24 protein-coding genes are annotated in these 25,113 nt (G+C 58.4%); 10 read left to right on the plus strand and 14 right to left on the minus strand.

Going from position 1 to position 25,113, the window contains the following annotated elements; all coding sequences use genetic code 11:
- Positions 1–27: 27 nt before the first annotated feature.
- From ACK4FF_RS07655 to ACK4FF_RS07665, 3 genes are read right to left on the minus strand one after another with little or no spacing between them, the layout of a single operon-like run.
- Positions 28–585, minus strand: a complete 558-nt coding sequence (locus ACK4FF_RS07655; protein ID WP_409706904.1) for an NUDIX domain-containing protein — start codon at positions 583–585, stop codon at positions 28–30.
- Positions 586–594: 9 nt separating this feature from the next.
- Positions 595–1,659: a putative solute-binding protein gene (locus ACK4FF_RS07660; protein ID WP_409706907.1), complete on the minus strand. Its 1,065-nt coding sequence runs from the start codon at positions 1,657–1,659 to the stop codon at positions 595–597.
- Entirely contained in the window at positions 1,656–2,177 is a 522-nt protein-coding gene (locus ACK4FF_RS07665) for an SRPBCC family protein (RefSeq protein WP_409706910.1), read from the minus strand. Before ACK4FF_RS07665 ends, ACK4FF_RS07660 begins: the two co-directional genes overlap by 4 nt.
- Positions 2,178–2,217: 40 nt before the next feature.
- On the opposite strand from ACK4FF_RS07665, the gene ACK4FF_RS07670 reads away from it, so the two are divergent.
- From ACK4FF_RS07670 to ACK4FF_RS07680, 3 genes are all read left to right on the plus strand, one after another.
- Positions 2,218–2,517, plus strand: coding sequence for a YkvA family protein (locus tag ACK4FF_RS07670; protein ID WP_409706913.1), 300 nt, complete (start codon positions 2,218–2,220; stop codon positions 2,515–2,517).
- Between the two features lie 375 nt (positions 2,518–2,892).
- Complete coding sequence (locus ACK4FF_RS07675) at positions 2,893–5,340, plus strand: PAS domain S-box protein (protein WP_409706916.1); 2,448 nt, start codon at positions 2,893–2,895, stop codon at positions 5,338–5,340.
- Positions 5,337–6,953 carry a chemotaxis protein CheW gene (locus ACK4FF_RS07680; protein WP_409706919.1) on the plus strand — a complete coding sequence of 539 codons (1,617 nt, stop codon included), beginning with the start codon at positions 5,337–5,339 and terminating at the stop codon, positions 6,951–6,953. The genes ACK4FF_RS07675 and ACK4FF_RS07680 overlap by 4 nt, the downstream gene beginning before the upstream one ends.
- Here the strand turns inward: ACK4FF_RS07680 and tgt are convergent.
- Positions 6,869–7,993 (minus strand): tRNA guanosine(34) transglycosylase Tgt, encoded by a 1,125-nt coding sequence (tgt, locus tag ACK4FF_RS07685; protein ID WP_409706922.1) that lies wholly within the window; start codon positions 7,991–7,993, stop codon positions 6,869–6,871. The genes ACK4FF_RS07680 and tgt overlap by 85 nt on opposite strands.
- 175 nt (positions 7,994–8,168) lie before the next feature.
- Here tgt and ACK4FF_RS07690 point away from each other — a divergent pair, with 175 nt between their 5' ends.
- The gene (locus ACK4FF_RS07690; protein ID WP_409706925.1) at positions 8,169–8,708 is read left to right on the plus strand and encodes a flavin reductase family protein; all 540 of its coding nucleotides are present in this window, start codon (positions 8,169–8,171) and stop codon (positions 8,706–8,708) included.
- On the opposite strand, the gene ACK4FF_RS07695 is transcribed toward ACK4FF_RS07690, so the two are convergent.
- The 10 genes from ACK4FF_RS07695 to ACK4FF_RS07740 form a co-directional block, all read right to left on the minus strand.
- Positions 8,709–9,299: a nitroreductase family protein gene (locus ACK4FF_RS07695; protein ID WP_409706928.1), complete on the minus strand. Its 591-nt coding sequence runs from the start codon at positions 9,297–9,299 to the stop codon at positions 8,709–8,711.
- Between the two features lie 58 nt (positions 9,300–9,357).
- Positions 9,358–10,290, minus strand: coding sequence for a CysB family HTH-type transcriptional regulator (locus ACK4FF_RS07700; RefSeq protein ID WP_409706931.1), 933 nt, complete (start codon positions 10,288–10,290; stop codon positions 9,358–9,360).
- 5 nt (positions 10,291–10,295) lie between these two features.
- Entirely contained in the window at positions 10,296–11,402 is a 1,107-nt protein-coding gene (locus ACK4FF_RS07705) for a sulfate/molybdate ABC transporter ATP-binding protein (RefSeq protein WP_409706934.1), read from the minus strand.
- Positions 11,403–11,429: 27 nt separating this feature from the next.
- Positions 11,430–12,314: a sulfate ABC transporter permease subunit CysW gene (gene cysW / locus ACK4FF_RS07710; RefSeq protein ID WP_409706937.1), complete on the minus strand. Its 885-nt coding sequence runs from the start codon at positions 12,312–12,314 to the stop codon at positions 11,430–11,432.
- Position 12,315: 1 nt separating this feature from the next.
- Positions 12,316–13,164, minus strand: a complete 849-nt coding sequence (cysT, locus tag ACK4FF_RS07715; protein ID WP_409706940.1) for a sulfate ABC transporter permease subunit CysT — start codon at positions 13,162–13,164, stop codon at positions 12,316–12,318.
- Between the two features lie 153 nt (positions 13,165–13,317).
- On the minus strand, positions 13,318–14,325 hold the full coding sequence (locus ACK4FF_RS07720) for a sulfate ABC transporter substrate-binding protein (protein ID WP_409706943.1): 1,008 nt from the start codon (positions 14,323–14,325) through the stop codon (positions 13,318–13,320).
- A 16-nt stretch (positions 14,326–14,341) separates the two neighbouring features.
- Positions 14,342–15,136: a hypothetical protein gene (locus tag ACK4FF_RS07725; RefSeq protein WP_409706946.1), complete on the minus strand. Its 795-nt coding sequence runs from the start codon at positions 15,134–15,136 to the stop codon at positions 14,342–14,344.
- 1 nt (position 15,137) lies between these two features.
- Positions 15,138–15,827, minus strand: coding sequence for an RBBP9/YdeN family alpha/beta hydrolase (locus ACK4FF_RS07730; protein WP_409706949.1), 690 nt, complete (start codon positions 15,825–15,827; stop codon positions 15,138–15,140).
- A gap of 11 nt (positions 15,828–15,838) precedes the next feature.
- Positions 15,839–16,858: a sulfate ABC transporter substrate-binding protein gene (locus ACK4FF_RS07735; RefSeq protein ID WP_409706952.1), complete on the minus strand. Its 1,020-nt coding sequence runs from the start codon at positions 16,856–16,858 to the stop codon at positions 15,839–15,841.
- A 99-nt stretch (positions 16,859–16,957) separates the two neighbouring features.
- The gene (locus ACK4FF_RS07740) at positions 16,958–17,857 is read right to left on the minus strand and encodes a DMT family transporter (RefSeq protein ID WP_409706955.1); all 900 of its coding nucleotides are present in this window, start codon (positions 17,855–17,857) and stop codon (positions 16,958–16,960) included.
- A gap of 126 nt (positions 17,858–17,983) precedes the next feature.
- Here ACK4FF_RS07740 and ACK4FF_RS07745 point away from each other — a divergent pair, with 126 nt between their 5' ends.
- From ACK4FF_RS07745 to ACK4FF_RS07770, 6 genes are all read left to right on the plus strand, one after another.
- Positions 17,984–20,248: a hypothetical protein gene (locus ACK4FF_RS07745; protein ID WP_409706958.1), complete on the plus strand. Its 2,265-nt coding sequence runs from the start codon at positions 17,984–17,986 to the stop codon at positions 20,246–20,248.
- 121 nt (positions 20,249–20,369) lie between these two features.
- Complete coding sequence (locus ACK4FF_RS07750) at positions 20,370–21,419, plus strand: hypothetical protein (protein WP_409706961.1); 1,050 nt, start codon at positions 20,370–20,372, stop codon at positions 21,417–21,419.
- Between the two features lies 1 nt (position 21,420).
- Positions 21,421–21,837, plus strand: coding sequence for a hypothetical protein (locus ACK4FF_RS07755; protein WP_409706964.1), 417 nt, complete (start codon positions 21,421–21,423; stop codon positions 21,835–21,837).
- Positions 21,838–21,943: 106 nt separating this feature from the next.
- On the plus strand, positions 21,944–22,810 hold the full coding sequence (pyrF, locus tag ACK4FF_RS07760; protein ID WP_409706967.1) for an orotidine-5'-phosphate decarboxylase: 867 nt from the start codon (positions 21,944–21,946) through the stop codon (positions 22,808–22,810).
- A gap of 101 nt (positions 22,811–22,911) precedes the next feature.
- Complete coding sequence (locus tag ACK4FF_RS07765) at positions 22,912–23,625, plus strand: response regulator (RefSeq protein ID WP_409706970.1); 714 nt, start codon at positions 22,912–22,914, stop codon at positions 23,623–23,625.
- 12 nt (positions 23,626–23,637) lie between these two features.
- Positions 23,638–25,095, plus strand: coding sequence for a sensor histidine kinase N-terminal domain-containing protein (locus ACK4FF_RS07770; RefSeq protein ID WP_409706973.1), 1,458 nt, complete (start codon positions 23,638–23,640; stop codon positions 25,093–25,095).
- The last annotated feature ends 18 nt before the right edge of the window (positions 25,096–25,113 follow it).

The raw sequence follows: 25,113 nt of genomic DNA on the forward strand, positions 1-25,113 counted from the left end.
AACAAGCTACTGAAACAACCCGCTGAATCAAGCGGGGCTGAACTGTTCCATCCACAGGGCGGCGATGATGGTTTTCACATCCGTCACCTCGCCCGCCCTGATCTGGCGAAGCAACTCTGAAGGCTCCACCAGCACCACGTCCAAAAACTCGTTGTCGTCCAGGTGGCGTTCGTGCAGGGTCAAACCACGGCCCACAAACAAGGCGATTTTCTCGGTGGAGTAGGAAATCACGGGGTGGATGGTGGTGAGGTACTCCAGTGTTTCCGCGCGGTAGCCGGTTTCTTCCAGCAACTCTCGATGCGCGGTGGCTTCCAGGTCCTCGCCCGGGTCAATCTTGCCGGCCGGAAATTCCAGAAACACCTGGTGCAGCGGGTAGCGGAACTGGCGCTCCATCACATAGCGCCCATCCGGCAAAATGGGCAGCACCATGACCGCGCCGGGGTGAACCGTGTACTCGCGCACCGATTCAGCCCCGTTGGGCAGACGCACCCGGTCCTGGTGGACCTTCATCAATTGGCCATCAAACACGCGGGTGGTGCTGATGCAAGTTTCGGTGAGGTGGGTGTCGTCGTGCTTCTGGGTCATGGGTCTCGGTCAGGGGCGCACCGGGCAGGTCGGCGCCACTTTGTATTCTTCGGGCAGCCCACATTCTGCCGCAGTGCCGTCCACGACACAACGCACCTTTCGCATCAGGCGCAAGGCACATCCGTCATAAACCCCTTCCTTGGACAGGGCAATCCGGGCGTCCCGCATCATGCGGAAATAATCGGCACGGTCTTTGTCCGGCAAATCCATGAAGTATTTCTCGGGAATCAGCTTGTCAATTTTCTTGACTGCATCCAAGGCCTTGGGCATTTCCTGAGCCACAAACTTACGCAGCTTCAAACCCGATCCTGCAGGGAATTTCGATTTGCGCAGAATGATCTGGTAAGTCACCATGGCCACGGGAAAGCGCACCACACCACCGCGCTTGCGAATGCCCTTGTACAGCTCGAGTGGCTGGTAGGCAATTGAGGGCGCCACAATCACATCCACAGCACCGTTGTTGAACAGCGAACCATAGTTGGATACATCGGCCGCCACAGGCTGCGCACCCACCGACTCAATCAGCTTGATCTGCGATTCATCATGCGCCAGGGCGGCCACCTTTTTTCCGGCCGCCTTGGCCAGGGTGTTGATGTCGCGGTCATTCACGAAAATGAAGGCAGCACCGAAAGGCAACACACCGCCCACTTCGTAGTCACCCTGCTCCATGACACTTTGCAACTGGCCACTGCCGATGCTTTTCAGGGTCAGCAACACGGACTCGTAGTTGGTCAATGCGCCAATGGCGTCCAGGCTGCCTGTGAAACTGTTGTACCGGCGGGTGCGAATCCCGGTGGCCACCAAGCCATCGCATTTGCCGACCTCAAAATCTTTGGCGGCCACGGCTTCGTTGGTGTACACCACAGGCTTGAAACCGTAACCATTCTTGCGCCCTTCCAGCGCGTATTCATTGGCCAAGCCAGCAATTGGGCCTTTGGAGCCCAAATAGTCGAACACACAAATCGAAGGCTCGGCCGCCCCCTTGGTTTGTGCCCAAGCGGTGTTGCCCATGCCAAGCGCCAGCCCGGCGGCGGCCAACAACACGGCCCATTGCTTGCGAATCAGGTGGGTCATTCCGTTCTCCCTGTATTCAATGTTCTCAAGGTAATGATCTGGGTCAGGTTGGACAGCGTGCGGGTCATCATCCTGTCCCAGATGAAATTGACAATGACTGTGTTGAACACTGCGCGGCGTACCGCATTGCCCAACGCCCCCTTCAGGTAAAAGGTGTAACGCCAGGTCAGCCGTGTGCCCTCGCCCTCGGCTTCAAACTCAAACGAGCCCTTGGCATGATCAAGCCAGGTAAGCAAGGGTTGGGTAAAGCCAGTGCCCCGGTAAACAAACTGCCGGTCCTTGACAAAGGCCAGCAACTCTTCGCGAATGCGAAACCCGCCTTTGAAGTCGATGAATTGCTCGTCACCAATCTCGGTGAACGAATGGCCGCCAGGGCGGTCTATTGCAGTGATGGGTGCGATGATGGCATCGTGGTGAATGTATTCCTGCGGGTTCAGCCCGATGAATGCGCTGAAACACTCGCTCACATTCACAGGAATGTGGCAGCTTCGCTGTATGCTTAATGGTGCTTGAATCACGTCGACCCTCTGTTGTTGTCCTGTTTGTGGGGTGCTGCTCATGTTGTCCAGATTCGTTCCGCTGTGGGCCCGTCTCAAAGCCCTGCGCACGCATGGCCGGCTGCTTTGGCATGCGTTCAGGCATCAGGCCACACCGCTGTGGATCAAAGCGCTGATGGTGGCCTCGCTGGTTTACCTGGTCAGCCCGCTGGACTTGGTGCCTGACATCCTGTTGTGGCTGGGCCTGACCGATGACCTGATTGTGATCACTGTGGTTCTGTGGCTAGTCAACCGTTACTTGCCTCGCGAAGTCCACGATTCACTGCCGGGCAACACGCCCAACCCTCAACAAGGGCATTGAACCACGATTCATCCACTGGCGCTGCGCCAGATTATTCGACTGTTTGCTCCAACCCGGAAAGCCCATAAAAAAACCCAGTGAAATCAATTCACTGGGTTTTCCGAGCGTTTGCTCGCATTGTGTGTCTCATTGTTGTAAACCAGACAACGGATATTGGGTCACATCCCTCCGAGCTTAGCTGCCCTGTATTCTCCAGACGCGCCTTACACGAGGCTGACCAATATCAGACAGGGTTGACAGGGCCTCAACCCAGTCACCTGAGAAGGTCAACCCAGAGGATGGAGTCATGCAATTCTGATCATTTCGGGGGTGTGAAAAACCCGCCCCCCCTACCACCATGGGACGGCTAACGCTGACTGTATAAGGACCTGTCCCATGGATCACATCGATCACGCCCCCACCACCCCACTCAAAGCCCAACTGTTCGATGCCCTGTTGATGGGCCAGGCCTGTATCGAATTTGACCTGAACGGCCGTGTCAAATTTGCCAACCCGATTTTTCTGGACACGTTCGGCTACAGTCTTGACGACATTGTGGGTAAACACCACAGCATGTTTTGCCCCGAAGGCATCACCAATGACCCGGACTATCGCGCCTTTTGGGAGCGGCTGCGCAACGGTGAAGTGCTCAGCGGCGAGTTTTTGCGCCGCAATGCCCGGGGAGAGCCTGTCTATATTTCTGCCAGCTACAGCCCGGTCAAAGACGAGAATGGACAACTGGTGTCAGTGGTCAAAATCGCCATGGACATCACCCGCCACAAGCAAAAAACTCTGGAAGACGAGTGCAAGCTAAAGGCGATTGAAAACACACAGGCGGTGATCGAATTTGACCTCCGGGGTCACATTCTGTACGCCAATGACGCATTTTTAGCCACCACAGGCTACACAATCAGAGAAGTGGTTGGGCAGCATCACCGGATGTTCTGTGACAGCCGCTACACCATGAGCGATGAATACGAGCTGTTTTGGCGCGAGCTTGGTGCAGGCCAATTCAAAGCGGGTGAGTTCCAGCGTGTCAACAAACAGGGCAAAACCATCTGGCTGTACGCCACCTACACCCCCATCAAAGGCGTGGATGGCAACCCGGTCAAGGTGGTGAAATTCTGTAGCGACATCACCCAAAACAAACTCAGGAACAATGAAACCCAGGCCAAGCTGGATGCCATGTCCAAAAGCAACTGCATTCTTGAACTGAATGCGGACCGGCAGATCATGTTTGCCAATGAGTTGATGAAAAGCACTCTGGGCTACAGCGACAGCGAGTTGATGGGCAAACAGGACACCTTCCTCTACTTTGAGCAGGACCGCGGCTCGGACCACTACCTGCAGGAATGGAACCAACTGCGCGAGGGCCGCTCGGTCTCCGGCGAACTGCGACTGCGAGGCGCCAACAGCAAAGAAGTGTGGCTGACAGGCACCCGAAGCCCGGTGTTCGGTGTGGGCGGCGAACTGATCAAGGTCCTCTTCCTGAAACAGGACATCACTGCCAGCAAAAACCTGCAAATGGATGCACAAGGCAAACTTGGGGCAATCGACCGTGCTCAAGCTGTTATCGAATTCGACATGAGCGGCAAGGTACTCACCGCCAACGGCAACTTCCTCAAACTCATGGGCTACACGCTGGAAGAAATTCAGGGCCGCCATCACCGCCTGTTTGTAGACCCTGAATATGCCGCAAGCTCTGAATACCAAGCCTTTTGGGAAACGTTGGGGCGTGGTGAATACTTTCAAGGCGAGTTCAAACGACTGGCCCAAAACGGCAAGGAAATCTGGATTCAGGCCACCTACAACCCCATCTACGACCCGCGCGGCCAATTGGTCAAAGTGGTGAAATTTGCCAGCGACATCACCGACACCAAAATGCGCAATCAGGAATTCGAGGCCAAAGTGGCCGCCATTGGCTTGGGCCAGGCCGTCATCGAATTCGATCTTGATGGCCGTGTGCTCAATGCCAACCGGAATTTCCTCAATGCCATGGGCTACACCCTGCGGGAAATTCAAGGCCAGCACCACAGCATTTTCTGTACGCTGGAATACACCCAAAGCGAGGAATACCGCGACTTCTGGCTAAAACTCAACGAAGGCGAGTTCATCAGCGGGCGCTTCCACCGCGTGGGCAAATTCAACCGCGATGTGTGGATTCAAGCCACTTACAACCCGATTCTGGACTTGAACGGCAAAGTGCTGAAAATCGTCAAGTACGCTTACGACGTGACCAAGGAAGTGCAACTGGAACAAAGCATCAACCAGAAAACCGAACTGATGCGACGCAGCCTGGTGCAAATCATGGACCGCATCGACATGATCACCAAAGACTCCGGCCTTGTGTCCAAAGCGGCCCAACAAAGCCTGGACTGGGCCAAGGAAGGCACAGGCGAAATTCGCAAGGTGAACGCCGCCATCAGTTCCACCCACACCCACACCACCAAAGTGGCCGAGATAGTGCGCACCGTGACCGACATTGCCAACCAGACCAACCTGCTGGCCTTCAACGCCGCCATTGAAGCTGCGCGGGCCGGGGAACATGGCGTGGGCTTCTCTGTGGTGGCTTCTGAAGTGCGCAAACTGGCTGAAAGCAGCGGCACCGCGGCCAAAGAAATTGCAACACTGATTGAGGAATCACTGGCCCAAGTCAGCGACAGCGCCAGTTGCAGTGGGGAAGTCAGCGGCAAGTTTGAACACATCTCCTCCACACTGGGCAACACCAGCGAGATCATGGGCGAGGTGGTCAACCGCATACAGACCCAGCGTGAGCTGGCCAAGGAACTGGCCAACCTGATTGAAGAACTGGCCGTGGTCACCCAGAAAAGGGCTGCGGCATGAGTGAGCCCTTGCACAAGTCCCAGCCCTGGGGCGCGTTCCATGTGGATGGGGTGAAGCTGGCCCTGCCCATGAGCCAGCTTCGGGAAGTGGTTCCCTGCCGGGCTCTGCTGCCCATGGCCTGTTCAAGCCCACTGATTCTGGGCGCGCTGGACCTGCGGGGTATCCACATCCCCGTGCTCGACCTGCGCCGCCTGTTTCAATTGAGCACACCAGCCAGCACCGACGACTGCGTGGTCATCGTGGAGCATGAGCAGCGCCTGCTCGGCCTGACAGCCAGTTCAGTCGATTGCCTGTTCAACGCGCATGAGCAGGATTTACACCCATTGGACAGCAGCACAGGCGACAAACCTGTGGTGGTGGGCAGCCTGCTCAATGCCGTGTCTGGTCAACTGGTGAGTGCGCTGTCAGCCCCACAACTGCTGTCGATTCCGCACATTCCCCATGCACGCTTGGGCCAGACAAACCGCACAGGCTTGCACACCGACCAAACCGGCGACATCCATGGCGCCCAACGCACCAGCCCGCTGTTGCTGATGCGCAGCCAAGACTTGTTGTTCGCGGTGGACCCCAGCGGCATAGAAACCACCATGCCCAAGGCCGAAATTCTGAGCACTGACATGGCTCGCGGACACTACCGGGGCAATGTGCTCTACCGGGGTCGTGAAATTCCAGCCATCGACCTGATTGCTTACCTGGGACTTGAACGCCCGGGGGGGGTCAACAAAAGGGTGGGCGTGCAACAGGCCTTTGTGTTGCGGTGTACCGAAGGCGCTGTGGCGGTGCTGATCGACCACATCATGGACATTGTGCGCACCAACCCTGCTGAGCAAATACCGCTGCCTGCCGTACCGCTGCTGCAGCCTCATGCGCTGAGCCATGCCATCGCACATAGCGCCATTTATCCCCACGAGGACAGCGAAGCCCACTTCTACATCATCAACCCCCAGGGCTTGGTCAGTGACAGCAGCCTTGAAGAACTGTCCGCCGTGGTGTTCAAGGCGGAACAAGACAAGCAGCGGTCCGAGCACACGCAGCAAACCCATGCGGGCCAAGGCCTTGCCCATGCGCCGGGGCGGCGGGTCATCGTCTTCGAGATGGGGGACAACTTCGCCGCAGCCATCGAAGAAGTGTCCGAGGTGCTGTCTTACCGGGGTGTGAAAGAGGCCTTCCCGGCCAATCAGGCTTTTAGAGGCATACTCACCCACCGCCAACGGGCGATTCCGGTGCTGGACCTTGCACAGCACTTGGGCTTACCCAGACAGACGCTGAGCACCGGCAGCAACATTCTGATTGTGCCCACCGAGCACGGCTTGCTGGGTTTGGCCGTGGGCAAACTGCATTGCATCGAAGAAGCGCGCTGGTCGCCCGAAGTGCCTGTGCTGGGCAGCGAACGCAACGGCCCTGACGGGGAAGTGCGTACCTCGCGACAACTGGTGGAAGTGATGTTGGGCCACAGCCCGCACATGCTGGAATTGGTGAACTTGAACCGAGAGGCTCAACGCTTCGGCGCCAGCCTCAACAGTCAGGCTCAGTCACTGCTCAAAGCACGTGTGGCATGGAACGCCGAGGCCCAAGTGTCGAATGAATCGGATTCAATCGCCGAGCGCATTTGATCCATCAAGTCCAGGTAGTAGTGCAGGTTGTGGATGGTGTTCAACTGCGCACCGAGTATTTCTTTGCTGCGGTCCAAATGGTGCAGGTACGCCCGCGAGAAATTCCGGCAGGTGTAGCAGCCGCATTCCTCATCCAATGGGCGTTCATCATTGCGGAAACGGGCATTGCGAATGCGGATGTCGCCAGTGCGCGTGAACAGCCAACCATTGCGGGCATTGCGTGTCGGCATCACACAGTCAAACATGTCTATGCCCTGCCCCACCGCATTCACCAAGTCCTCGGGCGTGCCTACGCCCATCAGGTAACGGGGTTTGTCCACCGGCAGTTTCGGCGCAGTGTGGGCCAAAATGCGTTGCATGTCGTCTTTGGGCTCCCCAACCGACAAACCACCAATCGCGTAGCCATCAAAACCGATGTCGGTCAGGCCCTCAAGCGACACATCGCGAAGGTGCTCATACATGCCCCCTTGCACAATGCCAAACAAGCCATTGGTGTTGCCCAATTGGTCAAAGGCATCGCGGGAACGCCTCGCCCACCGCATGGACATTTCCATCGATTTGCGGGCCTCTTCCACGCTGGCGGGGTAGGGCGTGCATTCGTCGAAAATCATGACGATGTCGGAATTGAGCACCGTCTGAATGCGCATGCTTTCCTCGGGCGTCAGGAACAGCTTGTCACCGTTGACCGGAGAGCGGAAATGCACACCCTCCTCCTTGATTTTCCGCATCGCCCCCAAACTGAACACCTGAAAGCCGCCGGAATCGGTGAGGATGGGGCCGTCCCAGCCCATGAAACGGTGCAAGCCACCAAAATTGGCCATGATGTCCAGGCCGGGGCGCATCCACAGGTGGAAGGTGTTGCCCAGAATGATTTGCGCCTGAATGTCTTTCAGGTTTTGCGGGGTCATGCCCTTCACCGTGCCGTAGGTGCCCACGGGCATGAAAATCGGGGTTTGGATCACGCCGTGCGCCGTCACAATCTCGCCGCGGCGGGCCTTGCCCGACGTGGACTTCAAGCGATAACTCAGGGTAGGCGACACAGATGAACTCACGGCGGGGGTGGCGCAAAGGCCATAGGCTTGGAAAGGCCGATAGTGTAAATCATTTCAAGCACATACACGAACACCGGGAATTTGGAAGGAAGATTCAGGATTGTGAACGGCACAGCGCCCCAAGCTTTGGCACAATGCAGGGAGTCCTTTCATTCCAAGCATCATGAACAACAACGAGGATGCCCGTCCGCAGTCGGGTGATTTCACCCGTGGCGAAAAACGGGACGGCGAAGCCGAACTCGACGCCCACTTGTTTCGTCAGGCGTTGAGCCAATTTGCCACCGGCATCACCATCATCACCACCCGCAAGGCTGACGGAAGCTACGCCGGGGTCACCGCCAATTCGTTCAATTCGGTCAGCCTGCACCCGCCTTTGGTGCTGTGGAGCCTGTCGAAGAAGTCGAGCAACAACGACGCCTTTGCCCAAGCGGAGCATTTCGGGGTCAGTGTGTTGGCGGCTGAGCAGCAAGACTTGTCCGCCCACTTCTCCACCTTCAAGGGTGACCGTTTTGCGGGGCTGACCGTGCAGGAAGGCTTGGGCGGATGCCCACTGATTCCCGATGCGCTGGCGCATTTTGAGTGCCGCATCAAAAGCCGCTACGAGGAAGGCGACCACACCATCATGATTGGCGAAGTCATCAAATGCGACTTCCGCGAGGGTGAAGCGCTGGTGTACCGCTCGCGAAAATACTTCAAGAACTGATCAGTCCCAGTTCAGGCGTCCATGGCCTGTGAAGGCCGACACGGGGTTCCGGCCTGACGGCTGTTCACGGCCCTGCAAATCCTCGGGCAGTGCTTCGCGCGGGCCTTGACGCCCCACGGCCACCACGGCCTGCACTGCGTAATGGTCGGGTACGTTCAACAGGGTGCGCACCTTGGCATCGTCATACCCGCCCATGGCGTGCGTCACCAACCCCAGGGTGTGCGCCTGTGTATACAGGTTGGCCCAAGCCGCGCCGGTGTCCAGTGCGTGGTTTTTCAGGGGCGCCAATTCAGTGGAATCTTTCTTGGGTGCGTGGGTTTTGGACAGCACCACAATCAGTGCTGCAGCGTTCTGCGCCCATCGCGCATTGGCAGGCACCAAGCAATCTACAAAGCCAGCCCAATGGGCATCACCCCGCAATGCATACGCAAAGCGCCAAGGCTGTGTGTTGCTGGCCGAAGGTGCCCAGCGCGCGGCCTCAAACAGGGAATTCAGTTGCTCGGCGCTGAGGGTGTCTGCAGCAAATGAACGGGGCGACCACCGGGCGGTGAATTGCTCATCAACGGGGAATTCGGGAATGCGTGCGGTCATGATGGGTTAATCCTGGGAAAGTACAACATCAACACCCATTGTAGCCGCACGGCCCGCCTCAATCCTGCAGGCGTTCGTTCAGGAGGGACTGCAAGCGCTCTTCCGTCATGTCCGGGTTGCACAGCTCAATGAACGTACAGGCAAACGAGCGCAGGTAATGGCCCTTGCGCACCGCAATGCTGGTGGTGTTCAGCGGAAACACGTCACCCAGGTCGAGCAGGGTCAGGCCATTGTCCTTGGCCGGGTTGTAGGCCATGCTGGCAATAATGCCCACGCCCAGGCCCAACTCCACGTAGGTTTTAATCACGTCAGAGTCCAGCGCCGAGATGGCAATGTCCGGGCTCAAACCCTGGGCCTGAAAGGTTTCATCAATCTTGATCCGGCCAGTAAAGCCTTCTTGGTAAGTGATGATGGGGTACTCCGCCACATCGGCCAAAGTAGGTGCTTTCAGCTTGAGCAGGGGGTGGTCATTCTTCACCACCACACTGTGGCGCCACTGGTAGTAAGGGAATGAAATCAAGTCATCCATGTGGGCCAGCACTTCGGTCGCAATACCGATGTCCGCTTGGCCATCCAGCAACATTTGGGTAATTTCACGCGGGCTGCCTTGGTGCATCCGCAGGTGTACCTTCGGAAACGCGCTCTTGAATGCGCTCACCACGGTGGGCAAAGAATAACGGGCCTGCGTGTGTGTGGTCACCACGGTCAACAGGCCCACATCACGGCTGCTGTATTGGTCGGCCAGGTTCTTGATGTTGCGGGCATCCAGCAACATGCGCTCCACCACCACCAGCAATTCCTTGCCGGGTTCAGTCAGACCGATCAACCGTTTGCCTTTGCGGATGAACAGTTCCACGCCCAGCTCTTCCTCCAGGTCGCGAATGTGCTTGGACACACCGGGCTGCGAGGTGTACAGGCTGTTGGCCACCTCGGTGAGGTTGTACCCTTGGCGTACGGTCTCCCGAATAATGCGCAGTTGCTGAAAGTTCATACGCCTCAGGCCCCTGCAGCCGCCGCTGTGGGTTGTTCAAACACCTTCAAGGCTTTGGCCGACAAGCGAACCACTTGGCCTTCCTGCAGGTTCAGGCTCACGGTTTGAGCCGCATCAATTTCCACATCAAAGTGCTGCACCGGCCCGTCTCCGACAGAATCAAGCTCAACCCGAGTGCTCAAGCCAAAGCGCAACAGGCGCACCACACGGGCAGGAATACCGCCATCAAACCCGGCTTCGGTGTGAATGTCAATTTCATGGGGACGCGCAAAAGCCAACACTTCAGCGCCCTGCTCCAGCTCGCCCGGCTTGTGCACCACGGTGCCTGCTTTGGCCAAGCGGGCATCACCCACCTGCACGCCATCATCCAGATGGCGGCCCTTGAACAGGTTCACCGAACCCAAAAAGCCGTACACAAAGGGGGTGGCCGGGTGCTGGTACACCTCTTCGGGCGTGCCAATCTGTTCAACCTGGCCTTGGTTCATCAACACCACGCGGTCAGCCACTTCCAGGGCTTCTTCCTGGTCGTGTGTCACGAAAATCGAAGTGATGTGCAACTCATCATGCAGGCGGCGCAGCCAACGGCGCAGTTCTTTGCGCACTTTGGCGTCCAGCGCACCGAAGGGCTCGTCCAGCAGCAACACTTTGGGCTCGACGGCCAAGGCGCGGGCCAAGGCAATACGCTGGCGCTGGCCACCGCTGAGCTGCGACGGAAAACGGTCCGCCAGCCAATCCAGTTGCACCAGCTTGAGCAAGCTGTGCACCTTGTCCGCAATCTCCGCTTTGCTCAGGCGCTGGCTGCGTGGTTTCATGCGCATGCCAAAGGCCACGTTGTCAAACACGGTCATGTGCTTGAACAGCGCATAGTGCTGGAACACAAAGCCCACATTGCGGTCGCGCACGTGGGTGGCTGACGTGTCTTCGCCATCCAGAATCACCACGCCGCTGTCGGCATGCTCAAGGCCGGCGATTATGCGCAGCAACGTTGTTTTGCCGCAGCCCGATGGGCCCAACAGCGCCACCAATTCACCACTGTTGAAATCGAGGCTGACATTGTTCAGCGCTGTGAAGTCACCGAACTGCTTTTGAATGTTTCTAACTTGAATGCTCATGATGCGTGATTCCTTGTTGAGCAGTGATCAATGCGCGCCTTGCTGGGCTGCCTTGTGTTCAACCCAGGTCTTGATGCCAAGGGTGATCAGGGCCAGAAAAGCCAGCAAAGAGGCCACCGCAAACGCTGCGGAGAACTGGTATTCGTTGTACAGAATTTCGACGTGCAGGGGCAGTGTGTTGGTTTCACCACGGATGTGGCCCGACACCACGGACACCGCGCCAAACTCACCCATGGCACGGGCGTTACACAGAATGACGCCGTACAGCAAACCCCACTTGATGTTGGGCAATGTGACGTACCAGAAGGTCTGCCAACCCCGGGCGCCCAGCACCACAGCGGCTTCTTCTTCGTCTTTGCCCTGGGCCTGCATCAGCGGAATCAATTCACGGGCAACGAAGGGGAAGGTCACAAACACGGTGGCCAACACAATGCCCGGCACCGCGAAAATGATTTTGACGTCCCAAGCTTGCAGCAGCGGGGCAAACCAGCCCTGCGCACCGAACAGCAGCACGTAAATCAAACCAGCCACCACAGGCGACACCGAAAACGGCAAGTCGATCAGTGTGATCAGGAAATGCTTGCCGCGGAATTCAAACTTCGCGATGGCCCACGCAGCTGCAACACCAAACACCAGGTTCAATGGCAAGGAAATGGCTGCAGCCAACAGAGTCAGCTTCAGGGAATACACCGTCTCGGAATCGATCAAGGCATTTGCGTAAACCTCAAAGCCTTGCCGAAGAGCCTCACCGAACACCGCAAACAGCGGCATCAGCAAAAACACGGTGAAGAAAGCCAAAGCAATGGCAATCAGGACCACACGCACCCAACCGGATTCGCGGGTGGCCGCGCTGGATTGGAGTCGTTCTGCGCGGGAGGAATACACCCGCAGGGCTACAGCGGCGCCAGACATCTCATGCCCTCCCGGTTCGTTTGGCTGTCCAGGCTTGCAGACCATTGATGATCAGCAACAGGACAAATGAAATCAGCAGCATGACCACGGCAATCGCAGTGGCACCGGCATAGTGGTATTGCTCAAGCTGGGTGATGATCATCAAGGGCGTGATTTCAGACACCAAGGGGATGTTGCCCGCAATAAAAATCACCGAACCGTATTCGCCCACTGCGCGGGCAAAGGCCAAAGCAAAACCGGTCAGCAGCGCAGGAAACACCACCGGCAAAATCACGTGCCTGAAGGTTTGAAGGCGGTTGGCACCCAGGCTGGATGCCGCTTCTTCCAGTTCGGTCTCCATGTCTTCCAGCACGGGCTGCACGGTACGCACCACAAAAGGCAAACCAATGAAGATCAACGCCACCAAAATACCCAAAGGCTTGAAGGCCACTTGAATGCCCAAGGGTTCCAGATACTGGCCCAGCCAACCGTTACCGGCGTACAGGGCAGTCAGCGCAATGCCTGCCACTGCAGTGGGCAGGGCAAACGGCAAATCCACCAAGGCATCCACAATCCGCTTGCCGGGGAAGGAATAACGAACCAGTACCCAAGCCAACAAAAGGCCGAATACCGCGTTGATGGAGGCCGCCAACAGCGAGGTGCCGAAGGACAGTTCATAGGAAGCCACCACGCGGGGGCTGCTGACCACAGCCCAGAAGTCGGCCCAACCCATGGTCAGGGTTTTGGCGAACACAGCCGACAGGGGCAGGAGCACAATCAGGCTCAGGTAAGTGAGTGCATAACCCAGGGTCAGCCTGAAACCAGGCAGGACGCGCCGGGCCGATGCACTCGATAACGGAGATGCGGACACGATACAACCTATATTGAATGGACGATCAGGCCGAAAGGCCCAAAGTTGCCTCAGTGTAAGCAAGGCGCCTTAGATGAGGAACGATCAAAAAATTGCTTGCTTATTACAAAACTAGATATAGGCCAGCCATCAAGGCTGGCCTTTACGGTGAACTTACTTCTTGGTGTAAATCTGGTCGAACAAGCCGCCATCGGCAAAATGGGTCTTGTTCACTGCTTCCCAACTGCCCAAACGCTCTTCAACCGAGAAAGTCTTGATTTTGGGGAAGGATTTGGCGTACTTGCTGTACACCGCGGAATCACGGGGGCGGAAGTGGTTCTGGGCAATCACTTCCTGGGCCTGGGGCGTGAACAGGAAGTTCAGGTAAGCGCGTGCTGCGGCATCGGAACCCCGCTTTTGAGTCACCCCGGTCACCACAGCCACAGGGGGCGCTGCCTCAACGGACAAGCTGGGGTACACCACGTCAAATTTGTCGGCCCCCACTTCCTGGCCAATCAACACGGCCTCGTTTTCGAAAGTCACCAACACATCGCCCACACCGCGCTGGGTGAAGGTGGTGGTGGCACCCCGGCCTCCACCATCCAACACAGGCACATTCTCAAAAATGTCTTTCACAAACTCCAGGGTTTTGGACTCAGATTTGGTTTTGTCCAAAGCATAGCCCCAAGCAGCGAGGTAGGTGTAACGGCCATTCCCCGAGGTTTTGGGGTTGGGCACAATCACCGACAGGCCATTGCGGGTCAGGTCCGACCAATCCTTGATGTTCTTTGGATTGCCCTTGCGCACCAGAAACACTGTGACGGTGGAATAAGGCGTGGCCTGATGGGGGAACTGCTTGCGCCAATCTGCGCCCACCAAGCCTTTGTCCACCAGCAGTTGAATGTCGGTGGGCTGGTTCATGGTCACCACATCGGCTTCCAGCCCTGCAGCCACCGACAAAGCCTGCTTGCTTGAACCCCCATGGGACTGCTTGATCTGCAAGTCACCATTGCCCTTGGCTTTCCACTCTTGGGCAAACAGGGGGTTGATGTCCTTGTACAACTCACGTGACACGTCGTACGACACATTGAGCAAGGAATCTGGCGCGGCCCAAGCGGGCACCATGGCCAACAACAAGGCAGCACCGGTCATCCAGCGTGCGAAGGCAGGTTTCTTGTTCATGTTCATGTCCTAGTGTTCAAGCAGGTTCAACAGAATGGGGGCGCAGCGCGAAATGAATGCCAGCCTGACGTGCGGCATATAAGCTGGTGTCGGGGGTGTCATGGCGGGCAATCAATTCCACATGGAACTGGTCGGCCGCCTTGCGCAATTCAGCAAGGCTGGACATGGGCCACTGGGCGTTCAGCCACAGCGACAAAAAATCGGGGCGAATCTGCGCAATCAGGCTGTTCGCCTCCAGTGGCGTGCGGGCGTGCAAGCCCGTCAGGAAGCCGTTGCGCCGGTAATTGTCAGCGGCAAAGGCCAAGGTACTCAGGTCAGTCAACTCGTTGGCCACCACCTGAATCACAAAGTGCCCTGCCCCCAAGCCCAGCGATTCAATCAGCAAGCGGAAGGCCTTGCCGTGGTTGTCCACCACCGAGGTGAAAAACCGCTGATTCACGTCCAGGTAAAGGCGTACAGGCAGTGGTGACACGCCGTAGTAATTCAAGGTGTGCAAAGCACGCAACAACCGGTCGCTGGCAATGAAAGTGTTGCTGTCGAGGTTGTCCAAGTCCAGTTCCACTGGCTGGCCTGCCTCGTCTTCGGTGGCGGCAGCATGCCCAATCAGCTCGCCAGTTTCCAAGTCCTGAATCGGCAAAAAACGGCTGGTGATCACTTGGTCCTGAAACCGCCCAAACACGCGGCCATCGGCATTACGCCAGAATGCACGCTCATCCGAAGGCTTGGCAGGCAAGCGGGCAACCGCCTGCTTCACTTTGCCAAGTGCCTGGGAATCGGGTTTGTCGGCTGGGTCAGTGGTGGGTGTACTCATGTCAAATCAATATTTCACGGGTCAATCGGCGGGCTTTGGTCAGGGCAGAGAATCGGTTTTTGGACAGACGTTCGCCTTGCTCACCAAACTCACCCAAGGGGAACGGCGTTAAACGCTCACGCAGCAACTCAACCAAGCGGGCAACTGCGGGCCAACGCCCATAGCCTGAGGCCGTGTTCACATGGCCTGCGTTACCAAGGCTTACCCACTTCAGGCCCCAAATGTGGGCCCAGTGGCTGGCGTCTTCTGAAGTCATCCAAGGGTCGTTTTCACTACCCAGCAACACGCCGGGTATGGGCAGGGGGGTCAGAGGCAAACAGGCAGTCAGGTCCACATGGGCTGACGGCACCAGGGAACTGCCCTTGCCCTGTTCCAACAGGCCGGATGGGCCGAACCGTTTGGGCGAAGCGGGCGCCACCAACACCACTGCGGACACTTTGGTGTCGTGGTCGGCCACAGCCAACACCGACGCCAAACACCCAAAACTGTGGGCCAGCAGAATGACATCGCCCGGCACCTGCCGAATGTCCTGCCGAATTGCATCGGCCCAAGCGGCCACTACAGGCTGTTCAAAGTCGATGCCCTGAACTCGCCTGCAGTTGGGAATTTCACGTTCGGCCCAGGTCTGCCAGTGGTCGGCCCCACTGCCGTGCAGGCCGGGCACTGTCAGACACAAGGCCGGACGCATCATCGCTCTCCAGCTCAGCGCTTGAAGATTTGGTCGAACACACCACCATCGTCGAAGTGGGTCTTCTGGGCTTTCTCCCAGCCACCAAACACGTCGTCGATGTCAAACAGCTTCAGCTTGGGGAAATTCTTGATGTCCTCAGGCTTGGCCAGTTCGGGCTTGATGGGGCGGAAGTAGTTGGATGCCGCCAAACGCTGCCCTGTAGGGGAATACAGGAATTCCAGGTAAGCCTGTGCCACCTTGGTGGTGCCCTTTTTGTCAGCATTGCCCGGTACGACAGCCACGGGGGGCTCGGCCAGAATGCTCAGCGAGGGGTAAACAATGTCGAATTTGTCCGGGCCCAACTCTTTGATGGACAACAGGGCTTCGTTTTCCCAAGCCAGCAACACATCGCCAATACCGCGCTGTACAAAGGTGTTGGTGGATCCACGGGCACCCGAATCCAGCACCGGCACGTTCTTGAACAACTGGGCGGTGAAGTCTTGGGCTTTCTTCTGGTCATTGCCGAATTTCTTCAGCGCATAGCCCCAGGCTGCCAGGTAGTTCCAGCGGGCACCGCCCGAGGTTTTGGGGTTGGGGGTAATCACGGAAATGCCGGGTTTCACCAAATCATCCCAATCTTTCACGGCCTTGGGGTTGCCCTTGCGCACCAAAAACACAATGGTGGAGGTGTAGGGCGAGCTGTTGTGGGGCAACTTTTTCTGCCAGTTGGCGGGCAGCTTTTTGCTTTCCTTGGCAATCGCGTCAATGTCGTAGGCCAGGGCCAAAGTAACCACGTCGGCGTCAATACCGTCAATCACCGCGCGGGCCTGCTTGCCAGAACCACCGTGGGATTGCTTGATGGTGACGTTGTCGCCAGTCTTTTCTTTCCAGTACTTGGCAAACTCGGGGTTGAACTCCTGATACAACTCACGGGTAGGGTCGTAAGACACGTTCAGCAACGTGATGTCAGCCGCGTAAGCTGTGGAGCCCAGGGCCAGCGCAACCGCCAGGCCCAGGCCTTTGAGGGATTTGTTCAGAGTCTTGGACAACATGGGAATCCTTGAAGTAATGATGCAGTGGGAGCATCTTAGGAAACCCGGCTTATATTTTGAACGAATAAAAACTTCTGTTCTTATTACAGGAATGCAGTATTACCGGGGGGCCTTTTTGGGCATCAACACCACCACCATGGCACCCAGAATGAAGGCCAGGGCGAGGAAGTCAGGCCAATGCGGGGCTTCGCCCAGCCACAGCGCACCCGACATCACCCCCACCACCGGAATCACCATCACCGACAAACTGGACACCACCGGCGGCAAGGTTTTGGCCAAACTGAACCAGCCCACCTGGGCAAAAGCAAACACCCCCAAGGCGTTGTACACAATGGGCCAAAGCTGCGGCCAGGTCGTGGGCAGGGTGGCCAGGCTCAAACCCTCCAAGCCCACAGCCAAAGCCCCCATGGCCAGCAAAGTGGGCCACATCATGAAGTGCGTAAAAGCCAAGGGGTGCACGGGCAGGGGGTATTGACGAATCAGGGTGGTGCCCAGGCCCCAACAGGCGGCGGCCACCAGCATCAGCACCACACCCAGCGGGCTTCCGGCAATGGCTTGAAATTCGGCACTCAACAACAACACCACCGCCACCATGGCCATGGACAGGGCCAGCCAGCCCCTTCGGTCCACGGGGTGTTTGAACAGCAAACCAAACAGCACCGTCCACACCGGCATGGTGTACCCCAGAATGGCCGCGCGGCCCGAGGTCAGCTCCTTCACCGCCAACACACAGAACACATGCCAACCAATCATGTTGGGCAAGGTCAGCATCATCAACCGTGGCCACAGCGCCCGGGGCACAGCCAGGCTGACGGACATCACCCGCGACAGCCCCCACATGGCCACAATGCCCAACACAATGCAGAAGAAACGGAAACTCAGCGGCGGGTAATGCATCACGGCGTACTTCATCACCGGCCAATTCAGGCCCCACACCGCCGTCATGCCCAGCAGCATTTGGACCTGCCAAGCCGACAACACCTGTTTACCGCTTTGCATGAGCGCCCCGCCTTACTGTGAACAAGCCATAAGCATAGAAGAATTTCGTTGTTCTCACCGGGCATGCCCTGTCGATAGGGTATGCGCAAAAACCCCTAATCGCCGCCTGACTGAGCCCACACCCCCATGCCACGCCAAGCTTTGTATGCCATCGACGCCAACCGCAACCCAGTGCTCGGCCCCATTCAACTGGGCCTTCAAAAGCTGCGCTGGCGCACCCCATGGACTGACAGCACACGCACCATCAGCCGCGCCATGGGGCGTTCGGCCAAACGCGCCGGGGCTGTAGCCACCGCCGCCAGCAAAGCACTGGCCCGTGGGGTGGTTCCGCCAGCGCCATGCCTGCCATCCAGCATGGTGGCCGACCTCAACCTCAACCAATCCATGCGGGCCTGGGCCCAGCGGCATTTGAACTTGAACACCGAGGCCCAATGGCAGGCCCTCCTGTCGTTCAACCCGATGCGTAACCTCCATGACCACAGCTTGGGCCTGTTCGTCAGCCCCGAAGAACAACGCGTTTGGCAACAATTCATGACGCTGGCCGCACTGCCCGCCGGGCTGGAATGGCTGCGCACCCAAGGGCACACCGCCCTGCCCTCCGACCCCCACCAACTGGCCCTGCTCAAGTTGTTGGGCCGGGCCTGCGTCAGCATTCAACAAGACACAGGGCACATGCCCAGCTACTTTCCATCCACCTTGCTGTTCGCCAGTGCCCATTCCGTGGCCCAACAAGCCGCGCAGGGTGCGGTCGACCTGCTCCGGTACAAGCCCACTGAACACACCGCCGCCATGACCGCGTTGCGCAATAACCTGCACACCGCCAAAACCGATGCCGACCGCGAACTGATTGAAGCGCGGTTGAGGAAACTGGGGGTGTGGATGAAGCGCTGGGAAAAGCCCGGCTTCTGGACCCGGCTGGTGCCCCTGATCAAGAAAAGCCCGCTTCGGGCCGCTCTGCAAGGCTTGCAAGGCGCAGACCGTGGCGGCGACCGTACCCCCGACGCACCCACACTTCGCGGCAAACATTGGCTCGACCGGCGCGACCTCATTCGCCGTCAATTCCACCACGTGGTCGATCACATCCAGGGCGCGTCCCGCATGCGGTGGTCCCAGGGTGGTCGAATCGGGCTGAACACCAAAGGGCTGACGGGCACCCTCACCCAATTGCTCACCGCCATGGTGGTGCGTCTCAAACTGAACCTGCAAATTTTGCGCGCCCGGCAAGCCGGACTGGAACTGGCCATGCCGCCTTACAACCTCGAACTGCTGCTGTACTCCAGCACAGGCCGCAGCGTTCAGGCCGGTGCAGGCGCTGCCGTGGGCCCGAAGTTTGGCCACACCGAACTGACCGCCGGGCTGGACGTGCAGGCGATTGCGCATGAAACCATGGAGCACAAAGGCATCGCGCTTCGCCTGCCGCGTATCCGTGGGCAGGAAGAATCCCTGCGCCGCAACTTCAAAGCCCTGCTGGATGACCTGCTAACCTGGAGCCAACCCGGCTACCAACCCCGCGACGGCCTATTGAACAGCCTGCTGGCCAAGTACCCTGACTTGTCAGTCAGTGTGATCGACCGTTACACCGACACCAATCAGGCTCATTCCGTGAGCCTGGAAGCAGGCGTCGGCGTGGGTGCGGGGCCCTTGCGGCTGGCTGCCTCAGCAGACACGGGGGCCACACTCACCACCCGGCAAAGCCGTCAGGTTCAGGACACCCGGGGCGCCATCACCGTGGACAAACGCATCATCGGGAAACATCTGAAACTGGGCTCGGGTGCACGGGTCGATTTGCGCTTGCCCGTCACCCACAACGACGTGCGCTTCAACGCCCTGCACGGCGAACTGTTCGGCGTGTCGGTGGACTGGGCCGTGTCTGGCCAACAGGTGCGGCTTGAAACTGTGCGGCAAGACGGGCTGCTGCACGGCATGTCCTTCATGGAAGTGGAATACCTCAACCACTCTGAATTTGAACAGGCCGTGCTGGACCACCTCGGCAGTTGGGTACATGCGCGGGCACAGGCCAAAAAAATCAGCCCGGAAAAAGCCCACCAACAGATCATGGACTTCCTTGACGAAGTGCGCGCCCAACGACACACCATTCGCAGCTATGGCGCACGCGCGGAACTGAAAGCCGCAGTGGTTAACCATGTGAACCAACTGGCCACCCTGCAACAAGCCCTGCTGCTGGAAAACAGCCCCCAAGCCCGCAGCCAAGCCGCTGAAGTGACCGACTTCATACGCCGCGTGCTGGAACACCCCTCCTCGTATGAACCCACCTCGTTCCGCATTTACGAACGGACAGAACAGCAAAACCGCGTGGGTGTCCGTATGGGCTTGCACCTGGACAGCCACCTGTCCAGCGAAGGGGTTCATGCACAGGCCAGGTTGATGTGAAGCCCAACACCACCGCCAGGACATTATGCACCCCTCCACCGAGTGATGCAGACTGACCGTTTTTTGGCGGCCAAGGGCCCAGCCATTAGGCTTGTGGCTTTTGAACCGTTGCGCAACATTCATGAGCAATTCACTGCATGGCCCTGCCGCCGCCCAACTGGGCCTGTGGCTGCCCGAACCCGGCGACACCCTGGCCCAAACCTTGTGCAAAGTGTATGGCCTGTCCATGGTGGACGCCCGCCTGCCCGACCTGCTGGCCCTGCACCTGAAGATCAACCCTGAAATTGCCAACGCCCACAAACCGCTGCACCGCTCGGTAATCTACTTGGCCAGCGTGCCACTGCACCCGGGCGCAACCTTGCGGGGGGACGCACAGCGCCTGGCCCTGGCCAAACTGAACCAAGACAAACCGGCCCTTGCCGGGTCGAAAGTACGGCTTGAAGCAGTGGCACCACGCAGCCCGGCCGAGGTGGAAGCCATGCGTTTTGTACTCGGCTTCAATGAGGTGATGGGTACGGTGGGCACCGGGCTGGGCATTGGTGCCAGTACCGTTAGTACCCTCACAGGCCGCCACTTGCAAGCGGACATTCTTGACTTTAACCGTTGGGCACAGGGCAAAGCCGATCTGCTGAAACACGGCCAAGGCAAAGACATTCTTCATCACTTTGATGCGCGAATGGATGAAGTGACCCGCCGTATTCAAAAACGGATGGGGCCTCTTGAACGCTTCATGTTCAATGGCCACACGGTGGGCGATGCGCTGAACAACGGTGTGCCACAAAGCCTGCGGCCCAACACAATCACCATCAGCGCGGCCGAACGCATACGCCAAGTGACCAGCGGCGCAAAGACGGCTGGCGTTGCCTTGGCCGTGGTGGACGCTGCGCTGACCTGTCAAAAACTGTCGGCCACACCGCAGCAAGACAAAGTGAGTGCAGCCTATAAAGAGATTGGGGGGTTTGCCGTGTCGCTATTCACCGGTGCAGTGGTTGGCGTAGCAGTGACTGCGATGGCTACACCTGTAGGTTGGGTAGGTGCAATCATCATCAGCAGTGCGAGTGCATACGGCGGCAAAATGGCAGGTGAACTACTCGGAGGTAGCGTTTTTAACCTTAAGGGCGACATCTTTGGATTTAAAGATGGCAGGTTGTTGAACACATGGTGCAAATAAGATGAACATGATCGACCGAGTCATGGACTTCTGCTTGCTATACGGTTTCGTGTATGCAGTCTACGCCGCCCCGTGCTTGATCGTCGGCACAGTCATCATGTCGTATTTAGTGCCCAAGCACATTGTTTCCAAGTACTTCCGCCAGCCCCATTTCAATGATGGCGATGACTTGCTTTTCGAACATTTTCCATTTCGCTATTACCTCACGCTGGCCATTGCACAACTGACAGCATTCGAGTTTTTTGCACGGCGGAGAAAAGCCTATGACCTCAGCCTGGACAGCCCTCGCTATTGGGTCCTTTTAAGCAAGTTCTACATGTGGTTCATCGTCTTCATACCCATTGCAGGCATCATCCTTTCCTTGCTCGGCCTCGCCTACTTCGAACTCACCGGCCGCCCCATCCCCAAAGTCGTCTAAGGCCCGCCCCCTGAACTGGGCCGGGCAATCTGAACGGCGGGCGGGCGTGTGACGAATCATTAATCTGTACAATTCCGTCATTGAAGACCGCCAGACAGCGCCGACCATGGGCCAAAGCCTCTCCACACCTTACACCACCTTTCCCGAACGCCTACGCGCCAGTTTTCAGGCCAGCAATTCAATGCTGTGCGTGGGGCTGGACCCAGACCGGGCCCGCATGCCGCAAGGCTACACCGCCAGCCCGGCGGACATTGAACGGTTCTGTGTTGAAGTGGTGAAGGCCACTGCCGAGTACGCCTGCGCCTTCAAGCCGCAGATTGCCTACTTTGCAGCCTGCCGGGCCGAAGCCGCTCTGGAAAACATCATTGGCCGCATCCGCGAACTGGCCCCGCACGCCACCGTGGTGCTGGACGCCAAGCGTGGCGATATTGGTGCCACCGCCAAACAATACGCCATCGAAGCCTTCGAGCGTTTCAACGCCGACAGCGTCACCCTCAGCCCCTACATGGGCCACGACTCTGTCGAGCCTTACCACGCCTACCCCGACCGTGGCCTGTTCTTGCTGTGCCGCACATCCAACCCCGGCGGGAACGACCTGCAATTCCTGAACACCGAAGCGGGCGAGCCGCTGTACCAAACCGTCGCCAAACTGGCCACAGGGCCCTGGAACCCGCACCAGCAAGTTGGCCTGGTGGTGGGGGCCACCTACCCCGAGGAAATTCGCACCGTGCGCCACTTGGTGGGTGATGCCCCCCTGCTGGTGCCCGGCATTGGCGCCCAAGGCGGCGATTTGCAAAACACTGTGAAACACGGCCTGTGCAGCGAAGGTTGGGGCTTGCTCATCAACTCGTCCCGCGCCATTTTGTACGCCAGCAGCGGCGCCGACTTCGCCCAAGCCGCCGCACGTGAAGCCCAAGCCACCCAACAGGCCATTGCCCAAGCCAAAGCGCAGGCCCTGAACGGCGCCCAGTAAAAAACCCTAGCGCCCGGGTATTCGCGGTAAAATCGCAATAACCCCACACAACAAAGCACCAAACCCGGAACAACACGGGTGTGCGGACGAGGAGACAGGTGATGAAGATTCTCTTGGCAGAAGACGACAACCTATTGTCAGAAGGGCTTTCACAGTCCCTGCGGCAGGCCGGTTATGCAGTCGATTGCATGTTCAACGGCAGCGATGCCGACACAGCGCTCACCACCATGAGCTACGACCTGCTCATTCTCGACCTTGGCCTGCCCAAAATGAGCGGCCTTGAAGTGCTGCGCCGCCTGCGGGCCCGCAACAACCACATGCCGGTGCTCATTCTCACCGCTGCCGACAGCGTGGAGCAACGCGTGCAAGGGCTGGACGCCGGGGCCGACGACTACATGGCCAAGCCTTTCGACCTGAAGGAACTGAGCGCCCGCGTGCGCGCCCTCACCCGCCGGGGCTCTGGCGGCGGGGCCAGCATCTGGAAGCACGGCCCCCTCACCTTCGACCAAGTGGGCCGCATTGCCTACATCAACGACGACATGATCGACCTGTCCGCCCGCGAAGTCGGCCTGCTGGAAATCCTGCTGCAACGCGTAGGCCGCCTGGTCAGCAAAGAACAGTTTGTGGACCACCTGTGCGAATGGGGCGAAGAGGTCAGCAACAACGCCATCGAGGTGTACATCCACCGCCTGCGCAAAAAAATCGAAGTCAACGGGGTGCGCATTGCCACCGTGCGGGGTTTGGGCTATTGCCTGGAAAAGTACGTGGACCGCGAACCGCAGGGCACCGCTGCACAGGCGCAAAGCCACGGGTAAACGGAGCAGCATTTGGCCTGGTACAAGCGCAACCCGCTCGCATCGGGTCAAACCCAGCGGCGTTCCCTGTTCGGGGAAATTCTGGACTGGATGCTCGCCCCCCTGCTGATACTCTGGCCCATGAGCATTGGCGTCACCTACCTGGTGGCCAAGTCCATCGCCAACGACCCCTTCGACCACCTGCTCGACGACAAAATCACCGCCCTGGCCCAAGAAGTGGCCGTGCAGGCCAGCTCACACCAATTCAAGCTGCCACCCCAAGCCTTTGAAATACTTCAGGCCGACGGCACCGACAAATACCGCATTCAAATCGTCGGTAAAAACGGCCAATACCTGCTGGGCAACGCCAAAACCCTGCCCGTGCCGGCCCGCAAGCCTGAAGAAATTGGCGTCATCGTGTTCCGCGACTTGGTGGTCAACGGCGAAGACCTGCGCGCCGGCCACCTGTGGATTGAACTGCCCGACGTGGGCGACGAGCGCTTCATGCTGGTTCAAATGGCCGAAACGCTGGGCAAACGCCAGCAACTGGCCAACGCCATCATCAAAGGCGTCATCCTGCCGCAGTTTGTGATTCTGCCCATTGCCGTGCTGCTGGTGTGGTTTGGCCTGTCGCGCGGCATTGCCCCCCTGAACAACCTGCTGGACACCATACGCCGACGCAAACCCGACGACCTGCGCGTGCTGCACACCGACGACACCCCCGAAGAACTGGAACCGGTGATTTCCGCCCTGAACGAACAACTGGAACGGCTGGCCCACACCATTGAAACTCAAAAGCGCTTTGTGGCCGACGCCGCGCACCAGCTAAAAACCCCACTGGCGGGCCTGCGCATGCAAGTTGAACTGCTCAGCGACGAGCCCGACCAATCCGCCCGCGCCCGCAGCCTGCGCCGCCTGAAAGTGGGTACCGAACGGTCCACCCGGCTGGTCAACCAACTGCTGGCTTTGGCCCGCACCGAAGCCCCATCCGTGTTGAAAGTGGAACAGCTTGACCTGTGCCACATTGCCCGCAGCGTCACCCGCGACTTTGTGCCCGAAGCCATGAACCGGCAAATTGACTTGGGGGCCGAGCTGCCAGACCAGGCCGTGTACATCAAAGGCCAAGCGCTGATGATTACAGAAATGCTGAAAAACCTTGTGGAAAACGCCCTGCGCTACTGCCCGGACGGCAGCCTGGTGACTGTGCGAGTGGACGACAGCCACAGCGGCGACGGCATACGCCTTGAGGTGGAAGACGACGGCCCCGGCATTCCCCCCGGCGAACGCGCCTTGGTGTTCGACCGCTTTTACCGCGTGCTGGGCACCAACGAAGATGGTTCCGGCCTGGGGCTGGCCATCGTGCAGGAAACCGCCCACCAACACGGCGCCACCGTCAGCATTCACGACAACCCCCGCAGCACCCAGCCCAACCGCCCCGGTTGCCTGATGCGTGTCAGTTTCCCGCCCCAGCATCAGGAACTGGAGTACTGATTGCTTACAATGGCCCAT

The sequence above is a fragment of the Limnobacter sp. genome (genome assembly GCF_046297615.1).
In the GTDB taxonomy this organism is placed as follows: Bacteria; Pseudomonadota; Gammaproteobacteria; order Burkholderiales; family Burkholderiaceae_B; genus Limnobacter.

Coding starts and splice junctions, on each gene's coding strand:
- pyrF (WP_409706967.1), top strand. CDS start 21,944: ATGGGCCAAAGCCTCTCCACACCTTACACCACCTTTCCCGAACGCCTA.
- ACK4FF_RS07675 (WP_409706916.1), top strand. CDS start 2,893: ATGGATCACATCGATCACGCCCCCACCACCCCACTCAAAGCCCAACTG.
- ACK4FF_RS07730 (WP_409706949.1), bottom strand. CDS start 15,827: ATGATGCGTCCGGCCTTGTGTCTGACAGTGCCCGGCCTGCACGGCAGT.
- ACK4FF_RS07700 (WP_409706931.1), bottom strand. CDS start 10,290: ATGAACTTTCAGCAACTGCGCATTATTCGGGAGACCGTACGCCAAGGG.
- cysW (WP_409706937.1), bottom strand. CDS start 12,314: ATGTCTGGCGCCGCTGTAGCCCTGCGGGTGTATTCCTCCCGCGCAGAA.
- ACK4FF_RS07680 (WP_409706919.1), top strand. CDS start 5,337: ATGAGTGAGCCCTTGCACAAGTCCCAGCCCTGGGGCGCGTTCCATGTG.
- ACK4FF_RS07690 (WP_409706925.1), top strand. CDS start 8,169: ATGAACAACAACGAGGATGCCCGTCCGCAGTCGGGTGATTTCACCCGT.
- ACK4FF_RS07720 (WP_409706943.1), bottom strand. CDS start 14,325: ATGAACAAGAAACCTGCCTTCGCACGCTGGATGACCGGTGCTGCCTTG.
- ACK4FF_RS07740 (WP_409706955.1), bottom strand. CDS start 17,857: ATGCAAAGCGGTAAACAGGTGTTGTCGGCTTGGCAGGTCCAAATGCTG.
- ACK4FF_RS07755 (WP_409706964.1), top strand. CDS start 21,421: ATGAACATGATCGACCGAGTCATGGACTTCTGCTTGCTATACGGTTTC.
- ACK4FF_RS07670 (WP_409706913.1), top strand. CDS start 2,218: ATGTTGTCCAGATTCGTTCCGCTGTGGGCCCGTCTCAAAGCCCTGCGC.
- ACK4FF_RS07660 (WP_409706907.1), bottom strand. CDS start 1,659: ATGACCCACCTGATTCGCAAGCAATGGGCCGTGTTGTTGGCCGCCGCC.
- ACK4FF_RS07765 (WP_409706970.1), top strand. CDS start 22,912: ATGAAGATTCTCTTGGCAGAAGACGACAACCTATTGTCAGAAGGGCTT.
- ACK4FF_RS07745 (WP_409706958.1), top strand. CDS start 17,984: ATGCCACGCCAAGCTTTGTATGCCATCGACGCCAACCGCAACCCAGTG.
- ACK4FF_RS07750 (WP_409706961.1), top strand. CDS start 20,370: ATGAGCAATTCACTGCATGGCCCTGCCGCCGCCCAACTGGGCCTGTGG.
- ACK4FF_RS07725 (WP_409706946.1), bottom strand. CDS start 15,136: ATGAGTACACCCACCACTGACCCAGCCGACAAACCCGATTCCCAGGCA.
- ACK4FF_RS07655 (WP_409706904.1), bottom strand. CDS start 585: ATGACCCAGAAGCACGACGACACCCACCTCACCGAAACTTGCATCAGC.
- ACK4FF_RS07695 (WP_409706928.1), bottom strand. CDS start 9,299: ATGACCGCACGCATTCCCGAATTCCCCGTTGATGAGCAATTCACCGCC.
- ACK4FF_RS07735 (WP_409706952.1), bottom strand. CDS start 16,858: ATGTTGTCCAAGACTCTGAACAAATCCCTCAAAGGCCTGGGCCTGGCG.
- ACK4FF_RS07705 (WP_409706934.1), bottom strand. CDS start 11,402: ATGAGCATTCAAGTTAGAAACATTCAAAAGCAGTTCGGTGACTTCACA.